This window comes from Tardiphaga sp., assembly GCF_025356345.1.
Taxonomy (GTDB): domain Bacteria; phylum Pseudomonadota; class Alphaproteobacteria; order Rhizobiales; family Xanthobacteraceae; genus Tardiphaga.
Genome location: NZ_JANXTC010000295.1, coordinates 1 through 13,528, shown reverse-complemented (window position 1 = coordinate 13,528; position 13,528 = coordinate 1). Strand labels below are relative to the sequence as shown.

Here is a 13,528-nt window from a genome sequence, read left to right as displayed (position 1 = left end):
CTCCGACAAGAGCATTGCCGACGCCGCCCAGGACGCGATGTATCTCGCCGACTGCGAGGCCATGCTGGTGACGCAGAGCGAACACGGCATGACGCTGGTCGTTCGTGATGGTGAGGCGATCCATGTTCCGGCGCTTCCGGTGAAGGTGCGCGACGTCTCGGGCGCCGGCGACACGGTTGCCGCCGTACTGGCGCTGACGCTCGCCGCCAACGCCGATTGGGAAACCACGTTGCGCCTGGCCGCCGCGGCCGCGGCGGTCGCGGTTAGCAAAAAGGGCACCGCGGTGGTCACCGCATCGGAATTGCGCCGCAGGATTTTGCCGCACGCCTTTCTGGCCGCCGAAGAGAAAATCGTCGCAACGGCCGATCTCGATGCAAGGCTCGCGGAATGGCGGACGGCGCAGCTGCGCATCGGCTTCACCAATGGCTGTTTCGATATTCTGCACCCTGGCCACGTCAAGGTGCTGACGGCGGCGCGCGCCACTTGCGACCGGCTGATCGTCGGCCTCAACAGCGACGCGTCGGTGAAGCGGCTGAAGGGGGCCGAGCGACCTTTGCAGGACGAGCGCGCCCGTGCCGAAGTCCTGGCCGCGCTCGAAGCGGTCGATCTGGTGGTGATTTTCGAGCAGGATACGCCACTGGAACTGATCACGCAGATTGTGCCGGCCACTTTGGTCAAGGGCGGCGATTACACCCGCGAGCAGGTGGTCGGTCACGAGATCGTCGCGGCGCAAGGCGGCGAGGTGATCCTGGTGGATATTCTGCAGGGGTTCAGCACCACGTCGCTGGTCGAACGCGCCCGCGGGGGCGGCCAATGAACATGACCCGCATCTTTAACTTTACCTGGCGCAATTGGATCATCGCGCTGCACGACGCGGTGGTCACCGCGCTGGCGGTGATCCTGAGTTTTGTGCTGCGTTTCGACGGCGAGAACCTGTGGGATCGTCTCCCGTTGCTGCTGACGATCCTGCCATATTTCGTGATCTTCAGCTTCCTCGTTTGCTACGTCTTCAATCTGACCACCACCAAGTGGCGATTCATATCGCTGCCGGATCTGCTCAACATCATTCGCGCCGCCAGCGTGTTGTCGATCGCGTTGCTGGTGCTCGACTACATCTTCCTGGCGCCGAACGTCTATGGCACGTTCTTCCTCGGCAAGACGACCATCGTCATCTACTGGTTCATCGAGGTCTTTTTTCTCAGCGGCTCGCGGCTGGCCTATCGCTATTTTCGCTATACCCGTACCCGCAACCAGGCGCTTTCGAGCGATGCCGCGCCAACGCTGCTGATCGGCCGCGCCGCGGATGTCGAAGTATTCTTGCGGGGCATCGAGAGCGGTGCGGTAAAGCGGCTGTGGCCGGTCGGCATCCTGTCACCGTCGACAGCGGACCGCGGCCAGAACCTGCGGGGCGTGCCGGTGCTCGGCGGCATCGACGATCTGCCCAACGTGGTTGAAGACTTCAAGGGCCGTAGCCGGCCGATCGAACGGGTGGTGATGACACCGTCGGCGTTCGAAACCGAAGCGCAGCCGGAATCGGTCCTGATGCGGGCGCGAAAACTCGGGCTCACCGTCAGCCGGCTGCCGTCGCTGGAAGAGAGTCGCGACACGCCGCAGCTGGCGCCGGTCGCGGTCGAAGACCTGTTGCTGCGACCCAGCGTCAAGATCGACTACGCCCGGCTGGAGAATTTCGTGCGCGGCAAGGCCATCGTGGTCACCGGTGGTGGCGGCTCGATCGGCTTTGAAATCTGCGACCGCGTTGTCACCTTTGGTGTCGCCCGCCTGTTGATCATCGAGAATTCCGAGCCGGCGCTGCACGCCGCGACCGAGCGACTGGCTGCGAAGGTGACCAGCGCGATCATCGAAGGACGGATCGCCGACGTCCGCGACCGCGACCGCATTCATCAATTGATGATCGCCTTTAAACCTGACGCGGTGTTTCACGCGGCGGCGCTCAAACACGTGCCGATCCTGGAGCGCGACTGGGGCGAGGGCGTCAAGACCAACATTTTCGGCTCCGTCAACGTGGCCGATGCGGCTCTGGCGTCGGGGGCGGATGCCATGGTGATGATTTCCACCGACAAGGCGATCGAGCCGGTCTCGATGCTCGGCCTGACCAAGCGCTTTGCCGAAATGTACTGTCAGGCGCTCGACGGCGACGCCAGCAGCGGCAGCGCCAGCAAGTCGCCGATGCGCCTGATCTCGGTTCGCTTCGGTAATGTGCTGGCGTCGAACGGTTCGGTGGTGCCGAAGTTCAAGGCGCAGATCGAGGCCGGCGGCCCGGTCACTGTGACGCATCCGGACATGGTGCGCTACTTCATGACCATCCGCGAAGCTTGCGATCTGGTGGTCACGGCGGCGACGCATGCGATGAATGCGCAACATTCCGACGCCTCGGTCTATGTGCTGAGTATGGGCCAGCCGGTCAAGATCGTCGACCTCGCCGACCGCATGATCCGGCTGTCGGGCCTGCAGCCCGGCTATGATATCGACATCGTTTTCACCGGGGTGCGGCCGGGCGAACGCATGCATGAGATCCTGTTCGCCAAAGCGGAGCCGACCAGCGAGATCGGCATCTCCGGCATCATGGCGGCGCGACCGACCGAATTGCCGCTGGAGACGCTGAAGGCGTGGCTTGCCAATTTGCGCATCGCCATCGCGACCGATCAGCATGAAGCGGCGGTTGCGATCCTCAAGGACGCCGTCCCGGAGTATCGCGCCGAAGCACGTTAATCGTTGCTCATTGGCGCGGCGTGGCGAAGGACCGCAGCACGATCGCCACGGCCCCGGCGCCGATGATCAGCAGGCCGGCATCGACAAAAGCCGACCGGAAATAGATCGTCAGCCCGGCGAGGGCGGCCAGCCCGAAATTCAGGGCGAACACCCTCGAGACCACCTGGATTACCGTAAATCCGTTGTCCGTGGCGCGTTGATAGAAATGCGAGCGATGGGCGAGCCAGATGGCCTCGCGCCGGACCAGCCGTCGCAACAGCGTCAGCGTCGCATCCGCCAGATAATACAGCGGCAGCAGGATCGCCGCGACGAGGTGGTGGGCATAGGCCAGTTCGACGAAGCACCAGGCCAGCAGCAGCCCGATCGGGAGGCTGCCGACATCGCCGAGAAATACTTTGGCGACCGGCCGGTTGAACGGTGCGAAGCCGATCATGGCGCCTCCCAGCGCCGCGGCAATGATGGTTATCGAGGGGGTGAGGTTGCCGAACAGGCCAATCAGTATCAATGCGGCGCTGATCGGCACCACCTCCGCCGCGGTCATCCAGTCGAGACCATCCATGAAATTGACGAGATTGACGAACCACAGCCCACCGAGCAGCAGCACGCCGCGCTCGATCCACATCGGGCTGTCGGGAACGATCCGGAACTCGGCGGGCACTGCGAAGAGCACCGCGCCGATGGCCAGCGCTTGCAGCAACAGCCGGGGCGCTACCGAAATCGGCCGGATGTCATCGGCGGCGCCGATCACGGCCATGACAATCGTGGCGCCGACCAAGGTCCACAGCGAGGACAGGGAGGAGGGAGCGACATTTGCCAGGGTGGCGCATGCTGTCACTAAGGTCGAAATCACGACGGCGATTCCGGCGCCCTGCGGTGTGGGAACCGTGTGGGAGGACCGCGCATTCGGGCGCGCCAGCGCGTAGCGCAGCAGCAATGGCCGAATGACGACCAACAGGGTCGCGCAGAGCAGCGCTGCGACGGTGGCAGCGCCGAAAGGGATAAGCAGATCAGAGTCGGGCATCGGGATGGCAAACGCGGAAGGAGCGATGGAGGCGGTGAACAAGGCGCGAACAGCGGCTCTTATTAGCCGGTTTTGGCGCGATTGCCATCACGGCCTCGCCAGGCCAGCAACCATGGACGGAAAGATGCTTTGCAGTTTGGGCTTTTTCTTGGGATGACGGGGGCGCGTTGCGTTGGCAAGAACGCCGCGAACGCTATGTAGCGACGAAACCGCTGCGCGCGGAGGCTGGTCGTGCCGCCGTGACCTTGTCGCAGCCAAGAGGTTCAATCATCCGATGAACAAACGCATCATTCCCCTGATCATGTGCGGCGGTGCCGGCACCCGGCTGTGGCCATCGTCGCGCGAGAGCCGTCCGAAGCAGTTTTTGCCGCTGTTTGGACCGCGCTCGACCTTTCAGGAGACCGTTCTGCGGGTGTCCGATGCCAGCCTGTTCGAACGGCCGATCGTGATCACCAATGCGGCCTACCGCTTCATGGTGCTGGAACAACTGGCTGAGATCGGCTGCGCAGCCGATGTGCTGCTGGAGCCGGCGCGGCGGGATTCCGGGCCGGCGATTGCCGCCGGCGCGGCGTTCGCGCAAACCCGCGATGGCGAGGCCGTGGTGCTCGCGCTGGCCGCCGACCATGTGGTCGGTGACAATGCCGCCTTTGTCGCCGCTTGCCGCGAGGGCCTGGCCGGCGCGGAGGCCGGCCACATCGTGACCTTCGGCGTCACGCCGGAGCGCGCGGCGACGGAATATGGCTACATTTCTCCGGGCGCCCTGATCACCGGCAGCGTCCATGCGGTGGTAAAATTCGTCGAGAAGCCGGATCCGGTGACAGCCGCCGGCTACATCGACGCCGGCTATTTGTGGAATAGCGGTAACTTCATGTTCCGCGCCGCCATGCTGCTGGAAGAATACAGCGCCGTCGATGCCGAGAGCGTGGAGACTCTCAACGAAGCGGTCAGCAAGGCTGGCCGGGATCTCGGTTTCATCACGCTCGATCCCGAGGCGTTCGGCCGGGCGAAAGCGATCTCGATCGATTATGCGGTGATGGAAAAGACCTCGCATGCCGCGGTGGTGCAGGTCGATTGCGGCTGGTCCGATGTCGGTTCCTGGCATGCCGTGTGGGAATTGTCCGACAAGGATGTGCAGGGCAATGCCGCGCATGGCACCGCGGTGTTCGAGGATTCGCGCAATTGCAACGTGACCAGCGATGGCGCGGTGGTGGCGCTGGAGGGCGTCGACGACCTGGTGGTGGTCGCAACCCAGGACGCGGTTCTGGTGTCGCGTCAGCAGGACGCCAATGGCATGAAGCGACTGGTGGCCAGGCTCAGGACCGTGGCGCCCAAGGTCACCGAGGATCATCTCAAGGTGCACCGCCCGTGGGGCTCCTACCAGTCGGTCGACAACGGCGTTCGCCACCAGGTCAAGCGCATCATCGTGAAATCCGGCGGCCGGCTGTCATTGCAGAAACATCATCACCGGTCCGAACACTGGATCGTGGTGCGTGGCGCGGCGCAGGTCACGGTCAATGAACTGGTCAAGACCGTGCATGAGAACGAATCGATTTACATCCCGATCGGCGCTACCCACCGGCTGGAAAATCCCGGCAAGATTCCGCTGGAACTGATCGAGGTCCAGACCGGCAGCTATCTCGGCGAGGACGACATCATTCGCATCGAGGATGATTACCGGCGTAGTTAAGCGGGCGACGAGCTTAATGCAGCCCCTGGTTGATCGAATTGAAACCAGATTCCTCTGGAGGTTGTAAGTTATTTTGGGAAAATAACTAAAGCTCAAGGTTGCAGTTCCTTGACGGCGTGCGGCCCATTGCGGAGGACACTTTTTGGGCCGCATTTTGAGATATGCGTTTGCTTCAGGAAACAACAACATGGAAGAAAAAGACATTATATTCCAAAAAACTGTCAATTTAAGATTTATTATTTTGTATTAATGTCGTTCTGCTTATCCAAGTAGTGTTTTCCTGGCAACACATCGGCTGTGTTTTGTGAATTGTGGCTTTTGATGTTGCGACGGGTTACAGCTTTTGTTAGCGCTCAAGCATGGAACAGATTTCAAAAACGCTCGTTGTGGTTGTTTTTCTGGGTCTTGGGTTGCGGGTTGCGCACGCCGCCGAGCCATTCTCAATTCTGGACGCCATCAATCAGGCGGTGAAAACAAACCCCGGTGTTGGCGAGGCATCGGCTAATCGCCGCGCCACGGAGGCCGAGCTGGGGCAAAGCCAAAGCGCGCTTCTGCCGCAAATTCGGCTACAGGCCAACGCCGGGCCGGCGATGATCAATCGCTATATCACGCCGGCCCCGGTAGGTAACGGAAGCTACATCAATGGCCGGGAGGCTTCGGTCGTTGTTCCCCAGCTGGTTTTTGACGGCTTTTCGTCGATCAACGAGATCTGGCGCCAGGCCGCCCGCGTCGATGCCGCCGCGTTTCGGGTGCTTGAGCGCACCGAATTGATCGCGCTGGACGCCGCCGAGGCCTATGTCGATGTCACCCGTTATCTTCGTCTGGTCGCGCTCGCCGAGCAGAATCTGCAGATTCACCTGGAACTGCGCAAGAACGTGCGTGCCCGTTTCGCCGGCGGCCGTGCGGGGGAGGGTGATACCCAGCAAGCTGAAGAGCGTGTGGCTTTTGCCGAAGCCGCGGTGGCGGATTTCCGGCTCAGCCTCGATTATGCGCGGGCCAAATATCGCAAGACGGTGGGTTTAGAACCGTTCAACGTGCGTTTCCCCGGGCGGCTTCCTGAGATGCCGGCGAGCAAGAACGACTCGCTCGACGTTGCCTTCAAGTACAATCCGACCATTCGTGCCGCGGGCGCGGACGTGCTCGCCGCGAAGCGGGCCTTCGACTCCACCGCGGGCGCGTTCGTGCCGAATGTCGCGCTCGAAGGCTCGGCCACCCGTGGGCGTGATTCGGTGATCTATCCCGGCAAGTACGACGAAGTCAGTGGCAAGGTCGTGGTTAGCTGGGACATCTTCAACGGCGGCCAGGACAGTTGGAAGCGCGCCGAGGCCGCCGAACGCATGATCGAGCAGCAGCAGAAACATGCGCGGCTGCAACGGGAAGCGCTCGAATCGCTCGACAAGGCATGGGCGGCGCGTACCATCACCTCCGAGCGTGCCGCCGCCTTGCTGCGCGAGGTCGATGCCGCACGTCGCACCTTTGCCGCCTACAATAAGGAATATGAACTCGGCCAGCGCACGCTAATCGATCTGCTGAACTCGCAGAACCAGTTTTTCAACGCGCAGGTATCGCTGGTCTCGGCGCGCGGCGTGGCCGTATTCGCGGACTATCAGTTGCTGGCCGCGATGGGACAGTTGTTGTCTTACCTCAAGACGGGTCGGCCGCCCGAAGCTGATCCGATCGAGAGCCAGCCGCTGGGACTCATTCCCGTCCGGCTGCCGCCGATCCTGCTGGCCGCGCCTGAGCCGGGTTCCGAACCGCTGATTACGGTGCTGCCGATCCCGCATTGGAACTCACCGTTCGCGCTCATACCGGAGCCTCGGGTCGTCACTTTCGGCGACCGCTGGACGTCGAATGATTCGTTGAATGCGAATGCGTTGTTTCTGGCGTCGGGGGCATTCGGGCAGGGCAATTTGTCGGCGAAGACGGCGATCGCCGGCAAGCAATGATCGCAGCGACATGACCATGGCTTGGAATTGATCCGAGTCCGGTTGGTCGTGGCTTCAGACAACGCAGGCTGTTTTGCGCGATCGCGGCTAGGGCTCAACCCTAAGTAATAATTGGCGATGGTGTTTGGGCCGTTCAGGCGCCTGGTATTTCCGAGGCATCATTGAATATCATTTCAAACAAGTTTGACGTTGCTGCGGACGAAGCGGAGCCCGCCGTGGCGGTGCCGCCGTCGGATCATACGGATTCGCTGACCGACAGTCTGTTATATCTGGCCGCGTATCATGGCCGAGCCCTCAGCCGCGGCGCGCTGTTGGCCGGACTTCCCGTCGAGCGCGGCGTGTTGACAGCCGCGCTGTATGAGCGTGCCGCGCAGCGCGCCGGACTCGAGGCTGAACTGAAAGAACGCAAGCTCGCGGATATCCCGGCGCTGGTGTTACCCGCGGTGTTGCTGTTTCACGATGGCGCGACGCGAATTCTTCGCGATATCGATCCGGCGGCCAAGCGCATGACGCTGGCCGATCCGTCGAAACAGGGAGCCGATGCCATCGAGCGCATCGATCTCATCGAGACGCGATATGCTGGCTTTGCCTATTTCGTGCGACCGGCGAATGTCGGAGATCCTCGCGCGGTGGCGACCGGCGACCTGCCGAAGAAGCACTGGTTCTGGTCGGTGGTGAGCCGCTTCGGTGCCAATTACGGCCATGTCGCGGTCGCCGCCTTCATCGTCAACATGCTGGCGCTGGCGGCACCGCTGTTCACCATGAGCGTCTATGATCGGGTGATTCCAAACGGGGCGATCCCGTCTCTGGTCGCGCTGGGGATCGGGCTCGGCCTCGCGATCGCCTTCGATTTCCTGCTCAAGGTAGTGCGCAGCCGCATCATTGACATGACCGGCAAGAAGATCGACGTCGTGCTGGCGGCGAATATCTTCGAGCATGTGATGGCGGTGAAGATGGACAAGCGTCCGCCGTCGGTCGGCATCCTTGCCAACCAGATGCGCGACTTCGACTCGGTGCGCGAGTTCTTCACGTCCGGCACGGTGGTTTCGGCAACCGACATGCTGTTTGCGATCCTGTTCATCGCCGTGTTGTTCGTGATCGCAGGCCCGCTGGCCTGGATTCCGCTGGCGATGCTGCCGGTCATGATCGGGGTCGGATTGCTGGTGCAGCGACCGCTCGACCGCGCGATGCGGCGGCTGCAGGCGGAGTCCGCCGCCCGTCACGGCATTCTGGTCGAATCGCTGAGCGGCATCGAGACGGTGCGCGCCGTGGCCGGCGAAAGCCGCGTGCAGACGGTGTGGGAACGCTCGGTCGCCGCCACCGCGCGATCGAGCGAGGACGTGCAGTTCTGGTCGTCGCTGGCCATGACCAGCGCCAGCGTCGCCACCCAGCTCTGCAGCCTGTTGCTCGTCGTGGTCGGCGTGTTCCTGATTCTCGACGGCAAGCTGTCGGTAGGCGCGCTGGTCGCCGCCAACATGCTGTCCGGACGCATCCTCGGACCGATCGCCGGCATCGCCGCGGTGATGACGCGGGCCACGCAAACCTCGTCGGCGCTGCGTTCGATCGATCGCCTGATGGGGCTGGAGCGCGAGCGGCCGCCGGAAAAGATCTATGTGGCGCGCGAGGTCACTCAGGGCAGTATCGAGTTCAGGAATGTCAGCTTTTCCTATCCCAACAGCCCGACCAAGGCGCTCGACGGCGTTTCCTTCCATGTCAGAGCCGGCGAAAAAATCGGCATTATCGGCCGCGTCGGATCGGGCAAGACCACGGTGGGCCGGCTGGCAACGGCGTTCTATCCGCCGAGCGAAGGCAGTATCCTGATCGACGGCATCGATATCCGGCAATACGACCCCGCGGATCTTCGCGCCGGGATCGGCTTCGTGCTGCAGGACACTGATCTGTTCTACGGCAAGCTGCGCGACAACATTACGCTGGGCCGGACGGCCGCGACCGACGAAGAGGTGCTGGCCGCGGCGCGGCTGTCGGGCGTCGAGACCTTCATTGCCGGCCACCCCCAGGGCTACGACATGATGATCGCCGAGGGCGGACGTAGCCTGTCGGGCGGCCAGAAACAGGCGATTGGCCTGGCCCGCGTGCTGATCCGCAAGCCGCGGGTGCTTTTTCTGGATGAGCCGACCGCGCATTTCGACGTGCGCAGCGAGAGCGAATTCCTGGAGCGGCTGAAGGCGCTGGCGAAGGGCGAAATGTCGATCATCGTCTCGACGCACCGGCCCTCGCTGCTGTCGCTGGTAGACCGCATCCTGGTGTTCGACCATGGTAAGATCGTCGCCGATGGCCCCGCCGACCAGATCCTGACCCGGCTGCGCCCGCAGCCGGCAAGCGCCGAGGGGAAGGCCGCCCATGTCGCAGTCTGATTTTGCCTTCTCCAACGATATTCGTGCCGCCGTCGCGCTGCGAACGCCGCGGACGTCGCGCATGCTGTTGCTCACCGTCACCGCGCTGCTGGCGGCATTCCTGATCTGGGCGCATTTTGCCGTGCTCGACGAGGTCAAGCGCGGTAACGGCCGCGTGGTGCCGTCACGCCAGACCCAGGTGGTGCAATCGCTGGAAGGCGGCATCATCAGCGAATTGCTGGTCCAGGAAGGTGCCATCGTCAACAAGGACCAGCCGCTGGCGCGGATCGAGGATACCAACTTCGCCTCGCAATTCGGCGAAATCCGCGAGCGTCGCGGCGCGATGGCGGCGCGGGTGATCCGGCTCGAGGCTGAAACCTTCGGCAAGGACATCGTCGAATTTCCCGACGAACTGACGCGGATCGCGCCGCGCGCGGTGCAGACCGAGCGCAGCGTGTTCGACGCGCACGCCCGGAAGCTGGCGCAGGACATCGATGTCATCGCCCAGCAGGAATGGCAGAAGAAAAAGGAAATCGACGAGTTGCGCGCCTCCGAAACGCGGTTTGCCGAGACGCTGACGCTGCTGACGCGCGAGACGCTGCTGACACGCCGGCTCTACGAACAGAAAGTCGTGCCCGAGATCGAGATGCTGCGCGCCGACCGGCAGGCCACCGACATGCGTGGCCAGCTCGCCGTGGTACAGGCGACGATGGTCAAGACCGAGGCGGCGGTGAAGGAAGCCCAGTCGCGGCTGAAGAACGTCAGCGCGGCGTTTCGCGCGCAGGCCGAAGACGATCTCGCCAAGTCGCGCGGCGATCTGGCGGTACTCGACGAGAATATCAAGTCGGCCCAGGATCGCGTTCGTCGCACCGAACTGCGCTCGCCGGTCTACGGCATCGTCAACAAGCTCAACGTCAACACCATCGGCGCCGTCGTGGCGCCGGGCGCCAGCCTGATGGAAATCGTGCCGCTCGACGATACCCTGCTGGTGGAGGGGCGCATTCGTCCGCAGGATATCGCCTTCATCCGTCCCGACCACGAGGCCGTCGTCAAGCTGAGCGCGTATGATTCCTCGGTCTACGGATCACTGCACGGCCGGGTCGAGCGGATCAGCGCCGACACCATCACCGACGACAAGGGCGACAAGAACGAGCGCGGCGAGACCTTCTACCGTGTCATGGTGCGTACCGAGAAAAACCATCTCGGCACCGCCGCTAATCCGCTGCCGATCATTCCGGGCATGGTGGCCACCGTCGAAATTCTGACCGGCAAAAAATCGGTGCTGGATTATCTGGTCAAACCAGCACGGACGCTGCGCGACGAAGCGTTTCGCGAGCACTGAGCCGCGCGCGCGGGCGCGGCTGGCAGAGTCAACGAAATCTGAATCCGGTTTGCTAAAATGCGAGCAAATGTGTTTGCCGGCGGTTGAGGTCGTTGATCGAGATTTTCCCGCTGGTTGACGCGCTTTAACCGGCCCGAAGCCGCCCCGAATTATTCCTTGTCCCATCAGATCCGGGACAGGGATCGACGCATAGACGTCGGCCGATGCCCCGGACAACGGGGCGTCAGTCATGTTGCGTATCAGTCAGGCGCGGACACTTCCGCGGATGTTTGTCATCGTGCTTGCCGGTTTGCTCAGCGCCGGCGGATGCAGCGCGGCGAGTGCGAAAGCGCGAACGAAAAGGGCCTTGCCGGCTCCGGCGGTCGAGATCGTGCCCGCCGTCATGACCGCGCCGGTGCGTTTTTTCACCATCAACCAGGTGCTTGCCAGGCGCGATGCAAGGGCCGTTGGATCGAGGCTGATCGAGCTGGCATCCGCGGGCTCCTCCTCGGATGTCGGCGCAAAGGTGCGGAGTGACGTAGCGGCGTCCGTGCAGATACCACCGATTAGCGACGAGCCCTTCGGCCTGTTTACCTTCCGCGCGCCCGAGGGGCTGCTGTGGACCAAGTGGCGCGGCGTCGAGGCTCGAATGGGCGCGGAATTGAAGTCGATCGACGGGTGCAAATCCGGCAATGATATATGCTCTACCGGTGCCCGGAAATTCATTGCCTTCGACGAAGCAGCTTCGGCGGTTGGGGACTTGCGCTCGCGGGTCGAGATCATCAATCGCGATGTCAATCAGGCGGTGCGTTATGTCAGCGACTTCCAACAGCATGGTGTGGCCGATCTGTGGAGTTCGCCGCTGGAGACGCTGACGGCCGGGACCGGTGATTGCGAGGACTATGCGATCGCGAAACTGGCACTGCTGCGCGCGGCCGGCGTCGCGGAAGCTGATATCAAGCTGATGCTGGTCCGCGATACCGCGGTTCGCGAGGACCATGCGGTGCTCGGCGTGCGCATCGACGACCGCTGGCTGGTGCTGGACAATCGCTTTTCGCGGCTGGCCGAAACCCGCGACCTCCCGCATTTCATGCCGCTGTTCGCCATCAACTATCAGGGCGTCAGCCTGTTCGCCGCGCCCTATGCCGAGCGGCTGCATCATGAGAGTGAAAGCGACATGCTTCCCGCCGCCGAAAGTGGCTTGTCGGGTAGCGGTCAGGGTCTGCCGCTGATGCTGTAAATCGCTACCTCCCGCTAGTTTGCTACTTCAGAGATATCTCGCAAGATAATATCCGCTATGCTTGTAATAGGTCGTATTTTGCGATCTTATTGCGGCGGTAATGGAGCTAGGCGAGGGGACGGCGATGCGGTTGAGCTATTGGTTGTTGCTTGGGGTTTTGCTCGTTCCCGGCCTCGCCGGATCGATTCAGGCGCGCGCGCAGGGGATGTTGCCCGGCGCCGAATTCGCCATCGACTGCCAGAATGGCGCGGCGTACCGGCTGAGCTCCGGGCCGGTCACCTTTCCAGGCGATATCGTGACGGCACGGCTTCATCTGTCGCCGCGTCATGCATTGCCCGTTCGGTTGATCCCGATGGGACAGGGCTATCGCTATGCTGGCCGCGGGGTCTGGCTCGACGGCATCCGCGATCACGCGCTGCTCTATCGCAGCAAGTATCATCCGGTGGCTTGCACCATTTCTCGCGCCTGATCCGCAACCAGGATCGGCGCCAGGTTTTTCGCAATAGCGGGCGTCAAGACCGTGGGTCCGGATGTCGTCGAGGCGAGGCAAGCCGGCTGCGAGACGACGTTGAGACGCTAGGACAAATCTTTTTACATTCAGCCCAACAAGCATTTGGTATCAAGGCACCAAATATTGAAAGGTTGTGCGATGCATTATTGTCCTCTCTTGGTTGAATATTATATTAAGTCAGCGTATTAAACATCGCTAATTGTACGTCGACTGGTTTTATCTGTAGTAATATTTTATGTAGTCGAAATAATAACTTTGATCCCATCCAATAAAATGAATCTAGTCTAGTAAATGACTTTTGATATTTACATATCTTAACATGAAATCTGATTTTCGAATTTAACCAACACGCTGACAAACCTTATAAAATTTTCGGGATTTATTGAGGTCAATTCATTTTTAAGAATATTTTAATACTCACGGGGAGGGCGAACCAGCGACCTCCCACCATCGTGAGGTTGTTCGATGAATGCTCCCGTCGTGCTCGCCCAGCTGTCGAATTCGGCTGCCACGCCCACGAATCTGCCGCCCAAGAATCTGAAGATCGAGAAGCCGCCGGGCGGGCAGGCCGTGACCGTCCATCTCGATGGCAACACCCGCGTGGATTTCTCCGACGTTGCCAGTGAAAGGCTGACCTTTGTGCGGGTTGGCGACCGGCTGGTCGTGCTGTTCGATAACCAATCCACGGTCACGGCCTGCCCGCCCGGCGGCTTCTCGA

The 13,528-nt window shown here is 62.0% G+C and carries 10 protein-coding genes; 9 read left to right on the top strand and 1 reads right to left on the bottom strand.

The features are described from left to right. The coding region (rfaE2, locus tag Q0S16_RS18220) for a D-glycero-beta-D-manno-heptose 1-phosphate adenylyltransferase (protein ID WP_295851010.1) at positions 1 to 817 on the top strand (817 nt) is incomplete at its 5' end. Positions 818 to 819: 2 nt separating this feature from the next. Then, the gene (locus Q0S16_RS18215) at positions 820 to 2,730 is read left to right on the top strand and encodes a nucleoside-diphosphate sugar epimerase/dehydratase (protein ID WP_295851007.1); all 1,911 of its coding nucleotides are present in this window, start codon (positions 820 to 822) and stop codon (positions 2,728 to 2,730) included. A gap of 7 nt (positions 2,731 to 2,737) precedes the next feature. Here the strand turns inward: Q0S16_RS18215 and Q0S16_RS18210 are convergent, their stop codons facing one another. Next, positions 2,738 to 3,751, bottom strand: a complete 1,014-nt coding sequence (locus Q0S16_RS18210; protein ID WP_295851004.1) for a glycosyl transferase — start codon at positions 3,749 to 3,751, stop codon at positions 2,738 to 2,740. 274 nt (positions 3,752 to 4,025) lie between these two features. Between Q0S16_RS18210 and Q0S16_RS18205 the strand changes: the two genes are divergently transcribed. The 7 genes from Q0S16_RS18205 to Q0S16_RS18175 all read left to right on the top strand — a co-directional run. Beyond that, positions 4,026 to 5,438 (top strand): mannose-1-phosphate guanylyltransferase/mannose-6-phosphate isomerase, encoded by a 1,413-nt coding sequence (locus Q0S16_RS18205; protein ID WP_295851001.1) that lies wholly within the window; start codon positions 4,026 to 4,028, stop codon positions 5,436 to 5,438. Positions 5,439 to 5,797: 359 nt separating this feature from the next. Further along, the gene (locus Q0S16_RS18200) at positions 5,798 to 7,384 is read left to right on the top strand and encodes a TolC family outer membrane protein (RefSeq protein ID WP_295850997.1); all 1,587 of its coding nucleotides are present in this window, start codon (positions 5,798 to 5,800) and stop codon (positions 7,382 to 7,384) included. A 215-nt stretch (positions 7,385 to 7,599) separates the two neighbouring features. Next, positions 7,600 to 9,759 carry a type I secretion system permease/ATPase gene (locus Q0S16_RS18195; protein WP_295851013.1) on the top strand — a complete coding sequence of 720 codons (2,160 nt, stop codon included), beginning with the start codon at positions 7,600 to 7,602 and terminating at the stop codon, positions 9,757 to 9,759. Beyond that, on the top strand, positions 9,746 to 11,080 hold the full coding sequence (locus Q0S16_RS18190; RefSeq protein WP_295850995.1) for an HlyD family type I secretion periplasmic adaptor subunit: 1,335 nt from the start codon (positions 9,746 to 9,748) through the stop codon (positions 11,078 to 11,080). The genes Q0S16_RS18195 and Q0S16_RS18190 overlap by 14 nt, the downstream gene beginning before the upstream one ends. Before the next feature lie 346 nt (positions 11,081 to 11,426). After that, positions 11,427 to 12,299, top strand: coding sequence for a transglutaminase-like cysteine peptidase (locus Q0S16_RS18185; protein ID WP_295850990.1), 873 nt, complete (start codon positions 11,427 to 11,429; stop codon positions 12,297 to 12,299). Between the two features lie 124 nt (positions 12,300 to 12,423). Continuing rightward, entirely contained in the window at positions 12,424 to 12,768 is a 345-nt protein-coding gene (locus Q0S16_RS18180; RefSeq protein ID WP_295850987.1) for a hypothetical protein, read from the top strand. A gap of 507 nt (positions 12,769 to 13,275) precedes the next feature. Further along, positions 13,276 to 13,528 (top strand): hypothetical protein (locus Q0S16_RS18175; protein WP_295850984.1); only part of this gene is annotated, 253 nt, incomplete at its 3' end.

Coding starts and splice junctions, on each gene's coding strand:
- Q0S16_RS18215 (WP_295851007.1), top strand. CDS start 820: ATGACCCGCATCTTTAACTTTACCTGGCGCAATTGGATCATCGCGCTG.
- Q0S16_RS18210 (WP_295851004.1), bottom strand. CDS start 3,751: ATGCCCGACTCTGATCTGCTTATCCCTTTCGGCGCTGCCACCGTCGCA.
- Q0S16_RS18205 (WP_295851001.1), top strand. CDS start 4,026: ATGAACAAACGCATCATTCCCCTGATCATGTGCGGCGGTGCCGGCACC.
- Q0S16_RS18200 (WP_295850997.1), top strand. CDS start 5,798: ATGGAACAGATTTCAAAAACGCTCGTTGTGGTTGTTTTTCTGGGTCTT.
- Q0S16_RS18190 (WP_295850995.1), top strand. CDS start 9,746: ATGTCGCAGTCTGATTTTGCCTTCTCCAACGATATTCGTGCCGCCGTC.
- Q0S16_RS18180 (WP_295850987.1), top strand. CDS start 12,424: ATGCGGTTGAGCTATTGGTTGTTGCTTGGGGTTTTGCTCGTTCCCGGC.